Annotated in this window: 14 protein-coding genes; 10 read left to right on the forward strand and 4 right to left on the reverse strand. The window is 72.7% G+C overall.

Translation table 11 applies throughout. The features are described 5' to 3' along the window. Positions 1-60: 60 nt before the first annotated feature. Positions 61-702, reverse strand: a complete 642-nt coding sequence (locus ABD419_RS13985; protein ID WP_344487387.1) for a GNAT family N-acetyltransferase — start codon at positions 700-702, stop codon at positions 61-63. A gap of 202 nt (positions 703-904) precedes the next feature. Between ABD419_RS13985 and ABD419_RS13990 the strand changes: the two genes are divergently transcribed. The 8 genes from ABD419_RS13990 (at position 905) to ABD419_RS14025 (ending at position 10365) form a co-directional block, all read left to right on the forward strand. Next, positions 905-2083, forward strand: coding sequence for an NAD(P)/FAD-dependent oxidoreductase (locus ABD419_RS13990; RefSeq protein WP_344488022.1), 1179 nt, complete (start codon positions 905-907; stop codon positions 2081-2083). Then, a complete protein-coding gene (locus ABD419_RS13995; protein ID WP_344487389.1) occupies positions 2080-2337 on the forward strand; it encodes a (2Fe-2S)-binding protein in 258 nt (85 codons plus the stop codon). The genes ABD419_RS13990 and ABD419_RS13995 overlap by 4 nt, the downstream gene beginning before the upstream one ends. Continuing rightward, on the forward strand, positions 2334-3716 hold the full coding sequence (locus tag ABD419_RS14000) for an FAD-dependent oxidoreductase (protein ID WP_344487391.1): 1383 nt from the start codon (positions 2334-2336) through the stop codon (positions 3714-3716). The genes ABD419_RS13995 and ABD419_RS14000 overlap by 4 nt, the downstream gene beginning before the upstream one ends. 252 nt (positions 3717-3968) lie before the next feature. After that, on the forward strand, positions 3969-5000 hold the full coding sequence (locus tag ABD419_RS14005) for a LacI family DNA-binding transcriptional regulator (protein ID WP_344487393.1): 1032 nt from the start codon (positions 3969-3971) through the stop codon (positions 4998-5000). Next, positions 4997-6346 (forward strand): ABC transporter substrate-binding protein, encoded by a 1350-nt coding sequence (locus tag ABD419_RS14010; protein ID WP_344487395.1) that lies wholly within the window; start codon positions 4997-4999, stop codon positions 6344-6346. Before ABD419_RS14005 ends, ABD419_RS14010 begins: the two co-directional genes overlap by 4 nt. Continuing rightward, complete coding sequence (locus ABD419_RS14015) at positions 6343-7296, forward strand: carbohydrate ABC transporter permease (protein WP_425556055.1); 954 nt, start codon at positions 6343-6345, stop codon at positions 7294-7296. The genes ABD419_RS14010 and ABD419_RS14015 overlap by 4 nt, the downstream gene beginning before the upstream one ends. Continuing rightward, positions 7293-8183, forward strand: a complete 891-nt coding sequence (locus ABD419_RS14020) for a carbohydrate ABC transporter permease (RefSeq protein ID WP_344487396.1) — start codon at positions 7293-7295, stop codon at positions 8181-8183. Before ABD419_RS14015 ends, ABD419_RS14020 begins: the two co-directional genes overlap by 4 nt. A 67-nt stretch (positions 8184-8250) precedes the next feature. Further along, positions 8251-10365, forward strand: a complete 2115-nt coding sequence (locus ABD419_RS14025) for a beta-galactosidase (RefSeq protein ID WP_344487398.1) — start codon at positions 8251-8253, stop codon at positions 10363-10365. Positions 10366-10643: 278 nt separating this feature from the next. Here ABD419_RS14025 and ABD419_RS14030 read toward each other — a convergent pair whose 3' ends face one another. Together ABD419_RS14030 and ABD419_RS14035 are read right to left on the reverse strand one after the other, a co-directional pair. Further along, positions 10644-11519, reverse strand: coding sequence for a sigma-70 family RNA polymerase sigma factor (locus ABD419_RS14030; RefSeq protein WP_344487400.1), 876 nt, complete (start codon positions 11517-11519; stop codon positions 10644-10646). Positions 11520-11580: 61 nt separating this feature from the next. Beyond that, a complete protein-coding gene (locus tag ABD419_RS14035; protein WP_344487402.1) occupies positions 11581-12150 on the reverse strand; it encodes a TetR/AcrR family transcriptional regulator in 570 nt (189 codons plus the stop codon). A 103-nt stretch (positions 12151-12253) separates the two neighbouring features. On the opposite strand from ABD419_RS14035, the gene ABD419_RS14040 reads away from it, so the two are divergent. Continuing rightward, positions 12254-12670, forward strand: a complete 417-nt coding sequence (locus tag ABD419_RS14040) for a DUF4267 domain-containing protein (protein WP_344487404.1) — start codon at positions 12254-12256, stop codon at positions 12668-12670. Positions 12671-12739: 69 nt separating this feature from the next. Here the strand turns inward: ABD419_RS14040 and ABD419_RS14045 are convergent, their stop codons facing one another. Continuing rightward, the gene (locus ABD419_RS14045; protein WP_344487406.1) at positions 12740-14038 is read right to left on the reverse strand and encodes an MFS transporter; all 1299 of its coding nucleotides are present in this window, start codon (positions 14036-14038) and stop codon (positions 12740-12742) included. A gap of 175 nt (positions 14039-14213) precedes the next feature. Between ABD419_RS14045 and ABD419_RS14050 the strand changes: the two genes are divergently transcribed. Then, on the forward strand, positions 14214-14759 hold the full coding sequence (locus ABD419_RS14050; protein WP_344487408.1) for an ArsR/SmtB family transcription factor: 546 nt from the start codon (positions 14214-14216) through the stop codon (positions 14757-14759). Positions 14760-14895 lie beyond the last annotated feature (136 nt).

Raw genomic sequence — 14895 nt, forward strand, 5'->3', positions numbered from 1 at the left:
CGAGACGGCGGCCGGATCACGGGCGGCGGGGTCGGGCCGGCGCGCGGGTGAGCGGGACCTTCAGGGCGTCGCGGGCAGGGCCGCCGACCGCTGATCCTCGATCCGGCGCCGCAGTGCCGCCTCGGTCGCGGGCCACTCGTCGCGGACGATCGAGAAGATCGCAGAGTCGCGCAGGAGGCCGTCCTCCCCCGGCACCCAGGAGCGCGACCAGTTGCGGAGGACGCCTTCGAAGCGGGCGCCGACGGCCTCGATGGCGGCGCGCGAGCGCGTGTTGCGGGCGTCGGTCTTGAGGTCGACGCGGTCGACGCCGAGGCTGGTGAAGGCGTACTGGAAGAGCAGGAGCTTCGCCTCGGCGTTTACGCCGGTGCCTTGGGCGGCGGCGGCGAGCCAGGTGAAGCCGACCTCGACGGCGTAGAGGCCGCGGCCGGGGAGGGTGCGCGGGTCCCACAGCGCGGTCGCGCCGACGGCGCGGTCGGTGGCGGCCGCGATCTGGGCGTACGGGGCGAGGCGGCCCTGGTCGCGGCGTTCGAGCTGCTGGTCGATGTAGTTCCCGACCTCGTCCGCCCGCGGCACCCAGGTGAAACCGAACGGGGCGCGGTCCGCCTCCGCGGCTTCGGCGAGGTCGGCCGCGTGGCTGTGGCCGAGGGGTTCGAGGCGCACGAGGTAGCCGGCGAGGACGGGGCAGTCGTGGGGGAACGCCATCGGGTCTCCTTCGCGGTCGACTGCCAGGTTAGGAGCCCGGCCGGGGCGAGGGCACCGCGGTTTCCACCATCCGGGAGCACGCCCGCGGCGGCGGTGCCGCGGTCCCCGCGGGGGCGGGCACGCCGACGTCCGGAACACGAATATCCCGGGCCCGATCGGGCATACTGTCACCCGGCCTGCAGTCAGGACGGGGGTGAGTCCGATCGAGTCCGCCGACGTCGTCGTCGTGGGCGCCGGGATCGTCGGCGCCGCCTGCGCCGAGGCCCTGAGCGCGGCCGGGAGGCGCGTGCTCGTGGTCGACCGAGGCGCGCCCGCCGGTGCGACCACCGCCTCCGGCGAGGGGAACGTGCTCCTCTCCGACAAGGCCCCCGGACCCGAGCTGCGGCTGGCGCTCGCCTCCCGGCGACTGTGGCCGCAACTGCTCGAGACGCTACGCGCGGAGCTCGGCGAGGACCTCGCCGACGTCGAATGGGAGTCCAAGGGCGGCTTGGTGGTCGCCCTGCACGAGGACTCGATCGGCCCCCTGCGCATCCTCACCGAGGCGCAGCGCGAGGCCGGCGTCGACGTCCAGGACCTCGGCCAGGGCGCCGCGTGCGCCATGGAGCCGCACCTGACGAGGGCGGTCACCGCCGCGGCGCACTACCCCGAGGACGCCCAGGTGCAGCCCGTGCTCGCCGCGACGGCGCTCCTCGCGGCCGTGCGGGCCCGCGGCGGCGAGGTCCGCGGCGGGACCGAGGCGCGGGGACTGGTCGTGCAGGGCGGCAGGGTCGCCGGGGTGCGGATCGGCGGCGACGCGGTCCCGTGCGGGGCCGTGGTGAACGCGTGCGGTCCGTGGGCGGGCCACTTCTCGGTGGCCGCCGGCGCGCCGATCGAGATCCTGCCGCGCCGGGGCATGGTCCTGGTGACCGCCCCGCTCCCCCGGGTCGTGGGCCGCAAGGTGTACGCCGCCGACTACGTCGCGGCGGTGGCGAGCGGCGACGTGGACCTGCGCGTCTCGCCCGTGGTCGAGTCCACCGCCACCGGGACCGTCCTCATCGGATCAAGCCGCCAGCGCGTCGGGTTCGACGAGTCGCTGGAGGTCGAGGTGCTGCGGCGCCTCGCGCGCAGCGCGGTCCGGCTGTTCCCGGTCCTGAAGGACGTGCCGGTGATGCGGGCCTACGGCGGGTTCCGGCCGTACACCCCAGACCACCTGCCGGTGATCGGCGAGGACCCGCGGATGCCGGGGCTGTGGCACGCGGGCGGGCACGAGGGCGCGGGCATCGGGCTCGCGCCGGGGACGGCGCGGATGCTCGCGGACCTGATGGACCGGCGGCGGCCCGAGGTGGACCCGGTCCCCTTCCGGGTGGCGAGGCCGGCGCTGATGGCGGAGGTGCGCACGTGAGAGTGGTGTGGGACGGCGAGGAGGTCGAGGCCCGGGAGGGCCAGACGGTCGCCGGGGTGCTCATGGGCCTGGGGGTCCGGTCGTGGCGCACGACGCGCGGCACGGGCCGCCCGCGCGGGCTGTTCTGCGGCATCGGGGCGTGCTTCGACTGCCTGGTGAAGGTGAACGGCGTGCCCGATGTGCGGGCGTGCCAGCGGTTCGTGGCGGACGGGGACGACATCCGGCCGCAGTCCGGGGCGGAGCTGCCGTCGTGAACCGGGTGGTCGTGGTCGGGGCGGGGCCCGCGGGTCTGGCGGCCGCGACGGCGGCGGCCGCACTCGGGGTGGAGGTCGTGCTCGTGGACGCGGGGGCGAAGCTCGGCGGGCAGTACTTCCGGCAGGACGCGCTCGCGGCCGGGGACCGGTTCGCGCTCCCGGTCGACGTCGAGCACGTCGCGGACGCGACGGTGTGGGCGGTGGAGCCGGTCGCGGGCGGGCACCGGGTGCACCTGCGCGTCGGGGCCGCGGACGACCCGTCGCGGACGGGCCGAATCCTGGAGACGCGGGCGCTGGTGCTGGCGACGGGCGCGTTCGACCGGGCGCTGCCGTTCCCGGGCTGGGACCTGCCGGGGGTGTTCACCGCCGGTGCGGCGCAGGCGATGGCGAAGGGCCAGGGGGTCGCGGTGGGCGACCGGGTGCTGGTGGCGGGGACGGGTCCGTTCCTGCTGCCGGTGGCGGCGTCGCTGGCGGCCGCGGGCGCGCGCGTGGTGGAGGTCGCGGAGGCGAACCGGGCGGTCACGGGCTGGCTGTCGCGGCCCCGCGGCGCGGCGGCGGGCGGGCGGAAGCTGCCCGAGCTGGCGCGGTACGCGGCGTCGCTGGCGCGGCACCGGGTGCCGTACCGGTCCCGCACGGCGGTGATCGAGGCGCACGGGGCGTCGTCGGTGGCGTCGGCGACGGTGGCGCGGGTGGACCGGGACTGGACGCCGGTGCCGGGTTCGGAGCGGCGGGTCGAGGTGGACGCCGTGGCGGTCGGGTTCGGGTTCACGCCGCAGCTGGAGCTGGCGGTGGCGGCGCGGTGCCGGATTGAGGGCGGGTTCGTGGCGGTGGACGCGGCGCAGGGCACGTCGGTGCCGGGCGTGTTCGCGGCCGGGGAGCTGACGGGGATCGGCGGGGCCGAGCTGGCGGCGTCGGAGGGCGCGGTGGCGGGGGCTGCGGCGGCGAAACGCCTTGGGGCCGTGGTGGAGCCGCCGCTGGGCGCGATGGCGCGGGTGCGGTCGGGGCGGCGGTTCGCGGCCGCGCTGGCGGCGGCGTACGCGGTGCGGCCGGGGTGGACGGGCTGGCTGCGGGACGACACGGTCGTGTGCCGGTGCGAGGAGGTCGACCTGCGGCGTTTGATGGCAGCGGTCGACGGGCGGGGCGCGGACGGGGTGCGGCCGTTGAAGCTGGCGAGCGGTGCGGGCCTGGGGCTGTGCCAGGGGCGGGTGTGCGGGCGGAACGTCGCGGTGCTGGCCGGACTGGACGACACGGCGTTCGCGCGGCGGCGGATCGCGGCGCCGCTGCGGCTCGGCGAGCTGGCGGAGGAGGAGCCGGAGGTCGCGGCGGCCGACTCGCGGGAGTCGGCCGGGGACCGCGCGTTCGGGCAGGACCTCGGGTAGCCGGGAGGCCGGATCGCCTGCGGGCGCGGCGCGTTCGGCCGCGCTGATTGCTCGAAGCTCCGGACCGGGTTCGGAGACAACGGCTTCGGTCGGGGTTTCGGGTGGTTTTCAGGCTTTCGCCTTGGATGTCTTGACATGGAACGGCAGTGTGACGTAGGTTTCATGACAACGTAGTCAGAGTCTGTCAGGAGCCCCCTCATGGCCCCCACGACCCCCTCCGGCGCGACCCCTTCGCGACGGCGTCCGCCCGGCATGACCGATGTGGCCCGGCTGGCCGGGGTCTCGCAGAAGACGGTCTCCCGCGTCGTCAACAACGAGCGCTACGTCTCGGACGCCGTGCGCGAGAAGGTCCTGGCCGCCGCGCAGGAGCTCGGGTTCCGGCCGAACACGGCGGCGCGGGCGCTCATCACCGGCCGCTTCGGGCGCATCGGCGTGGTCGCCCTCGGCACCGCGCTCTACGGCCCCGCCTCGCTGCAGGTGGCGATCGAACGCGCCACCCGGGCCGCCGGGATCTCGGTGATGGTCGCGAACACCCTTGAGGGCCAACCGGACTCGATCGGCGACGCCGTCGACTGGCTGCTGCGCCAGGGGGTCGACGCGATCATCATCTCCGACCCGATCGACGAGGGCGTGGAGCTCCGCGTCGACCCGGACGTGCCGATCTACAGCGTCGGCCGCAGCCTCCCCCAGGCCGAGAACCTGCTCCACGGCGACTTCAACGCCGACGCGACGCGCGAGACCGTCGAGCACCTCCTCGACCTCGGGCACGAGCGGGTCTGGCACGTCGCCGGGCCCGAGTCCTGGTTCGCGGCCCGCGAGCGCGCCGACGGCTGGCGGGCCGCGCACGAGGCCCGCGGGATCGAGCCGCCGCCGCCGGTGCGGGGCGACTGGTCCCCCGCGTCCGGGTACGCGGCCGGGCTCCGGCTCCGCGACGACCCCGCGGTGACGGCCGTGGCCTGCGCGAACGACGACATGGCGATCGGGTTCATGCGGGCCTGCGCCGAGGCCGGCATCGCCGTGCCGGAGCGGATCAGCGTCACCGGCTTCGACGACATCCCCGCCGCCGCCTACCTCACCCCGCCGCTGACGACCGTCCGCCAGCAGTTCGAGGCCGACGCGATCCGCGGCCTCGGCATCCTCCTCCGGCGGCTCCCGGGCGCGCCCGAGCCGGCCGGTCCGCCTCCGACCGATCCGCGTCACGACGTGCACCGGCTCGTCGTGCGCCGATCCACCGCACCGCCCCCGAACCGGCTCGACGAGGAGCCAGGAAAGGACGCACGATGAATCCCCGCTTCAGACGACGGACGGGGCTCGGCGCCGCGCTCGCGAGCCCGCTCGCGTTCACCGCGTGCGGCCGCACGCCCGTGCAGCCGCCCGAGCACGTCAGCCAGGCCGAGATCGACGAGGCCATGCACACCCCCACCGAGCTCGACTTCTGGACCTGGGTGCCCGGGATCGAGAAGCAGGTCGCCCTCTTCGAAGAGGCGTACCCCGACATCACCGTGGACGTCACGAACGCGGCGCAGGGCGCGGGCCACTACGCGAAGATCCGGACCGCGCTGCGGGCCGGACGGGGCGCGCCCGACGTCGCACAGGTCGAGTTCCAGCTCGTGCCGTCGTTCTCGATCACGAACCACCTGCTCGACCTGCGCCCCTACGGCGCCGGCGAGCTGGAGGACCGGTTCGTGGACTGGGTGTGGGCCCAGGTGACCGGCGCGAACGGCGAGGTGTGGGCGATCCCGCAGGACACCGGTCCACTGGGGATGCTCTACCGCACGGACCTCTTCGAGGCGCACGGCATCGAGGTGCCGGAGACGTGGGAGGCGTTCGCGGACGCGGCTAGAGCGCTCCATGAGGCCGACCCCGAGGTGTACCTGACGAACTTCCCGCCGAGCCAGGGCGCGTTCTTCTCGGCGTCGCTGTGGCAGGCCGGCGCGGACCCGTTCGGCGGCTCCGACGGGCCGGACCTGAAGGTCGACCTCACCTCCGAGGCGGCGCAGCGGGTCACCTCCTACTGGGCGGACCTCGTCGCGGAGGGCGTCGTCTCCACCGACCCCGACTTCAGCGACCAGTGGTACCAGGCCGCGAACCGCGGCAAGTACGCCACCTGGCTGACCGCCGCGTGGGGCCCGGTGTTCCTGCAGGACACCGCCGCCTCCACCAGCGGCAAGTGGCGGGCCGCGCCCCTGCCGCAGTGGGAGGCCGGGTCGCAGGTGTCGGGCAACTGGGGCGGGTCGACCTCGGCGGTCTTCAACATCACCGAGCACCCGATCCAGGCCGCGGTCTTCGCGCAGTTCATCAACACCGACCCCGAGTCGACGAAGGCGATGGCCACCGAGCAGTACCTGTTCCCGCCGACCAAGGCGCTCCTGGAGGACCCCGAGTTCACCGGCCTCGAACTCGAGTTCTACGGCGGGCAGCGGGTCAACGAGGTGTTCGCGCAGATCAGCGAGACCGTCTCCCCCGAGTTCCAGTGGTCGCCGTTCCAGGACCAGGTGTACGCCGACTACGGCGCCACCGTGGGCACCGCCATCGCCGAGGGCGCCGACGCGGTCGCCGCCCTCCAGGACTGGCAGGACCGCATCGCCGAGTACGCCGAGTTCCAGGGCTTCACCGTGGAGGAGTCATGACCGCCGACACGACCTCGAAGGCCCCGCTCACACCGCGGATCGGACGGATCGCCAAGCGCGGCAAGGCGGCTGGCGGCAAGGGGCCGCGGTACGCGAAGGCGGGGTACCTGTTCGTCGCCCCGTTCATGATCGCCTTCACCGCGATGTTCCTCGTGCCGCTGCTGTACGCGGCCTGGTTCAGCCTCTTCCGCGAGCAGATGATCGGCGGGAACGTCTTCGTCGGCCTCGAGAACTACACGCGGGCGTTCACCGACCCGCTCCTGCTGGAGGGGCTCGGGCGCGTCGCGCTGTTCTTCCTGCTCCAGGTGCCGCTCATGCTCGCCTTCGCGCTGCTGTTCGCGCTCGCGCTCGACTCGGGGCTCCTGCGCCTGGCCAAGACGGTCCGGCTCGGGATCTTCCTGCCGTACGCGGTGCCCAGCGTCGTCGCCGCGCTCATGTGGGGCTTCCTGTACGGGCCGGACTTCGGTCCGATCGCGCAGCTCGCGGACCGGATCGGCGCGACCGCGCCGGACTTCCTCGGCGCGGACCTCATGCTCGGCTCGATCGCGAACATCGTGTTCTGGGAGTTCACGGGCTACAACATGATCCTGCTGTACGCGGCGCTGCGGGCGATCCCGACCGAGCTGTACGAGGCCGCCAGCGTCGACGGCGCCGGCGCCTGGCGCACCGCCTGGTCGATCAAGATCCCGCTGCTGCGCCCGGCGATCGTGCTGTGCTCGATCTTCTCGATCATCGGGAGCTTCCAGCTCTTCAACGAGCCCAGCGTCATGCGCACCCTCGCGCCGAACGTCATCGTCGCCGACTACACGCCCAACCTCTACGCGTACAACCTCGCGTTCGTCGGCCAGGAGTACAACTACGCGGCCGCCGTGTCCTTCGTGCTCGGCTTCGTCATCATGGCCGGCTCGTACGTCTTCATGCTCGCCACCAACCGCAGGAGCCGGTCATGAGCGCCACCACCCCCGACGCCGGGCGCAGGCCCCGGCGCGCCAAGCGCAGCACGCTGCTCACCGTCGCCATGCTCGTCGCCGTCCTGTACTTCCTGCTGCCGCTGTTCTGGCTGTTCGTGGCCTCCACGAAGTCGAGCGCCGACCTGTTCTCCACGTTCGGCCTCTGGTTCGCCGGTGAGAACGGCCTGTTCACGAACATCGGCAACACGTTCACGCAGGACGACGGCGTCTTCGCCCGCTGGCTCGGCAACACGCTGCTGTACGCGGTCGCCTCGGCCGCGGGCGGAGCGGTCCTCGCCGCGCTCGGCGGGTACGGGTTCGCGAAGTACCGGTTCAAGGGCAACCAGGCGATGTTCATGGGCGTCCTCGGAGCGATGGCCGTGCCCTCCACGGCCCTCGCGATCCCCACGTACCTGCTGTTCAGCCAGGCCGGCCTCGTGGACACCCCGTGGGCGATCATCCTGCCGTCCATGGCGAGCCACCCGTTCGGCCTCTACTTCATGCGGATCTACGCCGACAGCGCCGTCCCCGACAGCCTCATCGAGTCCGGCCGGATCGACGGCGCCGGCGAGTTCAGGATCTTCTTCCAGGTCACCGGCAGGCTCCTGACGCCCGCCATCGCCACGGTCCTGCTGTTCATGCTCGTGCAGACCTGGAACAACTACTTCCTGCCGCTCATCATGCTCAACGACCCCGACCTGTACCCGATCACCGTCGGCCTCGCCAACTGGCAGGGCCAGGCGTCGGCGTCCGGCGGGGCCAGCGGCGACCTCGTCCCGCTCGTGGTCACCGGGTCCCTCGTCTCGGTCCTCCCGCTGATCGTCGCCTTCCTGTTCCTCCAGCGCTACTGGACGACCGGCCTGGTCTCCGGGAGCGTCAAGCAGTGAGCCCGGCCGGGCGCCGCCCCGCGCGGCGCCCGGCCCGGCCCCGTCCACCACCACCGTAAGGAAACCGATGTCCGACTGGCCCAACCCGATCCTCTTCGGCGCCGCGTACTACTACGAGTACCAGCCCGCCGCCGCGCACGGCCTCGACGCCGAGGCCGGACTGGCCCGGCTCGGGACCGACCTCGACCTCATGGCCGAGGCCGGCTTCTCCGTCATCCGCGTCGGCGAATCCGTCTGGAGCACTTGGGAACCCGAGAACGGGCGCTTCGACCTCGACTGGCTGCGACCGGTCCTCGACGGCGCGCACGAGCGCGGCATCGCCGTCGTCCTCGGCACGCCCACGTACGCCGTGCCGCCGTGGCTCGCGCGCCTGTACCCCGAGATCGCCGGCGAGCACCGCACCGGCGAGCGGATCGCCTGGGGCGGCAGGCAGGAGGTCGACTACACGCATCCGGCGTTCCGGTTCCACGCCGAACGCGTCATCCGCGAGATCCTCGCCCGGTACGCCGACCACCCGGCGGTGATCGGCTTCCAGGTCGACAACGAGCCGGGCCTCCAGCTCTTCCACAACCACGGCGTGTTCCAGCGGTTCACCGACCACCTGCGGCACCGGTACGGCGACGTCGAGACCCTGAACCGCGAATGGGGCCTGGTGTACTGGTCGCACCGGCTCTCCACCTGGGCCGACCTGTGGACGCCGGACGGGAACGCGCAGCCGCAGTACGAGCAGGCGTGGCGCCGGTTCCAGACCGAGCTGACCACCGAGTTCATCGGCTGGCAGGCCGACATCGCCCGCGAGTACGCCCGCGACGACCAGTTCACGACCACCTGCATCTCCTACCCGCGCCCGGCGATCGACGACCGCGCGCTCGCCTCGCGGCTCTCGATCACCGCCGGGAACCCGTACTACCGCATGCAGGACGCGTTCGCGCTGCCGCACGACAGCAGCGGCGACGCCGCCGACTGGAACACCCGCGGGACGTGGGCGATGTACCACTCGGCCGACCGGATGTACTCCTCGCGTCAGGAGCCGTTCCTGGTGACCGAGACGAACGCGCAGGCCATCGGCGGCCCCTGGGACAACCTGCCGGCCTATGACGGGCAGTGGCGGCAGGCGGCCTGGGCGCTGGTGTCGCGCGGCGCCCGGATGATCGAGTACTGGCACTGGCACACGCTCCACTTCGGCACCGAGACGTACTGGGGCGGCATCCTGCCCCACAGCCAGGAGCCGGGCCGGGTGTACCGCGAGCTCGCGCGGCTCGGCGCGGAGCTCCGCACGGCGGGCTCGGCGATCGAGGGCCTGGTGCCGCACGCTGACGTCGCGGTCCTGTACTCGAAGCCGAGCGAGTGGGCGCTGTCGGCGCAGCCGCCCCTGGCGAACGCCGACGGCGGACCGGACCGGCGCTCGTTCGAGTCGATCACCGGGCCGTTCTACAAGGGCGCCTTCGATGCCGGGCTCCAGGTGCGCATCGTCCACACCGAGCAGCTCGGCGACCCGGCGGAGGCGGTCGCGGAGTTCCCGGTGCTAGTGGCGGCAGGGATCTACGCGGCCGACGACGACCTGCTCGACTGGCTTGAGGCGTACGCCGCCGCGGGCGGGCACCTGGTGCTCGGGCCGCGCACCGGCTACGGCGACCAGGAGGCGCGGGCGCGCCTGGAGGTGAAGCCCGCTCGGCTCACCGACGCCGCGGGGGTCTGGTACGAGGAGTTCGCGAACCTGCCCGGTGAGGTCGCGGTGCACGCCGCGGACGGATCGGCCCTGGCCCTGAGCGCCGATGCGGCGGCGGTGAAGTGGGCCGACGGCGTGTACCTCGAGGGCGCCGAGGCGCTGGCGGAGTACGCGCACCCGCACTTCGGCAAGTTCACGGCGGCGGCGACGAAGGTCCACGGCGACGGCCGCGTGACCTATGTCGGCACCGTTCCCAACGACGCCTTCGCGAAGGCGCTCTTCGACTGGGCCGCGACCGCCGGCTGGCGCCCCGACCACCCGAGCGTGACCGCCACCAGCGGCACCGCAGGTGACGGCACCACGATCCGATTCGTGCACAACTGGTCCTGGGAGGAGGCCGCGGTGGCGGTGCCGGCCGCGGCAGTCGACCTCCTGGACGACACCCCGTACGAGGCGGGCGCTTCGCTGCCACTGGGACCGTGGGACGTGAAGGTGCTGCGCGAAGTCCGTTAAGAGCTGAAGGCAGTAGACCATCCCTAGCCCCCACCCACCCAGAGGGGACCGTAGCGCCCAGCCTTGCCGATGGGTGTGACAAGAACCGGCCCGCCGGCCGGCCGTGTCACTCGAAAGGGGACACGGCCGGCCGGCGTCACGCGTTCGGCGGGTCGAGCCCGACACTGACGGCGCGGATGACCACACTGACCGGCGGCCCGCTGTTGGCTGTCGGCTGCCCGCAGCCGGCAGCCGGCAGCGGGCCGCCGGTCAATGTCGCCCCCTCCGGCGGCTCGCGCTCAGCTGCCGAGGGTGGTGAGTTCGAGGGCGGCGAGGGTGGTCGGGTCGTTCATGACGGCGATCGCGGTGATGCGGCCGTCCTCGACCGTGAAGGCGAGCACCGATCGCGGAGTGCCGCCGGGGGCCCACATGGCGCCGACGTAGCCGTCGACGAGGACCGGGATCGCGTCGCGCGCCTGGCCGTTGAAGATCTCGGCGACGCGGGCGGCGCCGATGACCTCGCGGCCGGAGAAGCCGGTGGCGACCGCGGCGTCGTCGGCGACGACGAGGATGCCGGGGTCGAGGACCTCGAGAAGGTCCTCGAATCGGCCGTCGCGGGCGGCGGCGAGGAAGGCGTCGACCACCGTCTTCTGCAGGGGCGCATCGGGAACGGGATCGCCGGCGCGCACGCGGCGGCGGGCGCGGCTGGCGAGTTGGCGGGTGGCCTCCGGGGTGCGGTCGAGGATCGGGGCGATGCGGTCGAAGGGCACGTCGAAGAGGTCGTGGAGGACGAAGGCGACCCGCTCGGCCGGGTTGAGCGAGTCGAGGACCACTTGGAGGGCGAGGCCGACCGAGTCGGCCATGACCGCCTGGTCCTCGGGACCGGCGGTGGCGGCGGGCGCCTGGAAGGCCTCGTCGAGTTCGTCCTCGCGGCGGGTGCGGCGGGTCCGGAGCAGGTTGAGGCACACGCGGGAGACGACGGTGGTGAGCCAGCCGCGGAGGTTCTCGACGTCGGCGGTGTCGGTGCGCGCGAAGCGCATCCATGCCTCCTGGACGGCGTCGTCGGCCTCGCCGGCGCTGCCGAGCATCCGGAACGCCACCGCGCGCAGGTGGTCGCGGTGCTCCTCGAAGCGCTGCACCGGGAAGTCGTCGTGCAGCGGGTGTTCGTCGCCCATGGGTCCCTCCGTGAAAGTCGGTCAACTGTAATGACCCGGGAGGTGCGCCGGACGTGACGGATCAGGTGGTTGTGAACTTCTCCAGGAGGACCGCCAGCCGCTCCTGCTGGTGGACGGGTCGCAGGCGGCCGTCGCGGGCCAGGACCGCCAGGCCGTGGATCGCGGCCCAGCCGGCCTCGGTCACCGCCTCGGGGTCGTGGTCGCCCGCGAGCGGGGCGAAGACCGCGAAGAGCGGGGCGAAGCCGGCCTTGAGGACCTCGGGCGCGTCGGGGCCGAACGGGAGGCCTTCAGCGAGGGTGAACGCGGCTTCGAAGACGGCGGGGTGGTCGGTCGCGAAGTCGAGGTAGGCCTGTGCGACGGCCGCGAGTTCGGCCCCGGATTCGGCGCCGGCGCGGGCCGCTTCGAGGGACTCGGCGAGCTCGCCGATGCCCTGCATGGCGACGGCGTCGACGATCGCGCCGCGGCCGGCGAAGTGGCTGTAGAGGACCGGCTGGCTGTACTCGATGCGTTCGGCGAGCCGGCGGATGGTGACCGAGGGCCATCCGTCGGCCTCGGCCATCTCGCGGGCGGCGGTGACGATGAGCGTTTCGCGCTCGGCGCGTTCGCGCTCGCGGCGCTGCTGGGTAGCCATGAACGAAATTCTAGCACCGCTAGACATCCGAGCGAGGCTATGCTAGCGTCGTTCCTGTTCCTAGCAACGCTAGATTTTCTAGCCCCCGTTCAAGGAGATCCCCGTGAAAGCCCTCCGCATCACCGCCGACACCCTCACCGTCATCAGCGTCCTCTTCGTCTTCTCCTTCGGCCTCCAGTACCTCCTCACCCCCGCCGCGGTCGCGCCGAGCATGGGCTTCGCCCACTGGCCCACCGGCGAGGCCGCCGAGTTCCTGAGCGTCAAGGGCGCCCGCGACCTCGGCTCGGCCATCGTCCTCCTGGTCCTGCTGGTCATCCGCGAGCGCCGCGCCCTCGGGTGGGCCCTGCTCGCCACCGCCCTCATCCCGATCGGCGACGCCACGCTCATCCTCGTCCACGGCGGCAGCGCCGCCATGGCGTTCGGCGTCCACTACGCGACCGCTGCCGGCGTCATCGTCATCGGCCTGCTCCAGCTCGCGGTCGCCAAGCGTGCCAAGCGGGCCGAGACCGCGGCCGCGTGATCCGACACTCGCACTCCCGCGCGAAGAACTGAAGATCCGCAGCGCCGCCCAGGACCGTTCCAGACGGACCTAGGCGGCCGCTCCCGCGGGTTCGTGGTCGGGTTCGGGGAGCGTGCGCATGTTCCGCAAGGGCGAGAAGAAGACCGGGAGGAACGCGATGCAGATCCCGGCCGCGGCGATCCACAGCGTGGTGCGCGCGCCGAGGTACTGGCCGAGCACGCCGCCGACGATCGAGCCGACGCCGTGGGCGCCGAACACGACGAAGCGGACGGTCGCGTTCATGCGGCCGAGCATGTTGTCCGGGGTCAGGCGCTGGCGGAAGCTGACCTGGGTGACGTTGTAGACCACACCGCCGACGCCGACGAAGGCCATCGCCAGCGCGCCGATCCAGATCCGCCAGCCGGGCTCGGCGGCGGGGATGAGGAGAATCCACGGCGAGGTGACGGCGATGGAGACCCAGACGGCCCGGCCCTCCCCCAGCCACCGGGTGGCGGTGCCGACGGCGAACGCGCCGGCGACGCCGCCGACGCCGAAGAGCGCGAAGAAGAGGCCGATCTCGCCGGGGCTCATGCCCATGTCGCGGGGCAGGAACACCACGATCATCGCCATGAAGGCGCCCATCCAGAAGTTCCAGGTGCCGGTGCAGGCGACGATCGAGGCGAGGATGCGGTTGCGGATGACGAACCGCAGGCCGTCCTTGATCTCAGCGCTGATTTTGGAGCCTTGGGCCACTTCGGGTTTGGGCTCGCGGCGTTTGATGCGCAGGAGGAAGAGCGCGGAGGCTCCCATGGCGACGGCGTCGAAGGCGAGGGCCACGGGGGCGGTGAGCCACTGGATGAGCTGGCCGGCGAGGACGGGGCCGCCGAGTTGGGCGGTGGAGCGGACGGTCTCGAGTTTGGCGTTGCCTTCGACGAGGTTCTGGCGGCCGACGAGGTGGGGCAGGTAGCTCTGGTAGGAGACGTCGAAGAAGACGGTGAAGACGCCGATGAGGAGGGCGACGGCGTAGAGCTGCCAGATGGTGAGGGCGTCGGCCCACCAGGCGAGGGGGACGGTGAGGAGGACGGCGGCGCGGACGACGTCGCTGACGATGAGGACGCGGCGGCGGCGCATGCGGTCGATCCAGGCGCCGGCGGGGAGGCCGATGAGCAGGAAGGCGATCATCGTCATGGAGGAGAGGACGCCGACTTCGAACTCGCTGACGTCGAGTGCGATGACGGCGGCGAGGGGCAGCGCGAGGGAGGTGATCTGGTAGCCGAACTGCGCGACGGTGGTGGAGAGGAAGAGGTCGCGGAAGTCGTGGTCGCGCAGGAGGCCGAGGCGGTCGCGGGCCGGGGGCGGGACGGCGTCAGGGTCGCCGAGGGAGATCATGTGATTGAGTATTCCCAATCAGTTGGGTTTTGTCAATCGCAGGGATGAAACCGAGGATGCTCAGCTCCCAGACGTCGCCGGTCCCGAGCGGGTGCCTCGCCGGGGCGCGCTCCTGCGGGATGGACGGGCCGATCACGGCGGTCCCGGTGGCGCGGGTGGGACCTAAGATGGGGGCGTGGCAGAGCAGCGCGGGGCAGAGGGCTTCAAGGACGACCGGCCGCTGGCCTCCGAGGCGGAGGCGAAGGCGGTGGCGTCGGCGGTGCGCCTGCGGATCCTGCGGCTGTGCCTGGACCAGGCGCTGACGAACAAGGAGATCGCGCTGCGGCTGGGCTCGAACCCGGCGACGGTGCTGCACCACGTGCGCAAGCTGGTCGAGACGGGTTTCCTTGCCGCGCAGGAGGAGCGGTCCGGGGCGCGGGGCGCGCGCGAGATCCCGTACCTGGCGACGCGGAAGTCGTGGGCGCTGCGGCTGGGCGAGGAGTTCCACTCGAACATGACCAGCGCGATGCTCGAGGTCTTCCAGACCGAGGTGGCGCAGCTGGGCGACCCGGCGCAGGTGAACGTGACCCGGCTCGGCCTGCGGCTGAACGAGGACCAGTACGCGGAGGTCACGCGGCGCTTCCGGAGCCTGTACGCGGACCTCACGAAGATGGAACCGGGCCCGGACGCCAAGGCGTACTCCCTGTTCGTGGCGATCCACCCGGACCTCGGCAGGGACTAGGACCGCGTTGAGGTCTAGGGCGACTCAGCAAGCAGGGAACGCGGGCCGTTTCCCCATGCGACTCAACGGGGCCCGGAGACGGTGAAGGGTGGGACGGGGACCCCTCAGACCCCGTCCCGCCCCGCCGAGGCGGTTG

The sequence above is a fragment of the Glycomyces endophyticus genome (genome assembly GCF_039531525.1).
In the GTDB taxonomy this organism is placed as follows: Bacteria; Actinomycetota; Actinomycetes; order Mycobacteriales; family Micromonosporaceae; genus Glycomyces; species Glycomyces endophyticus.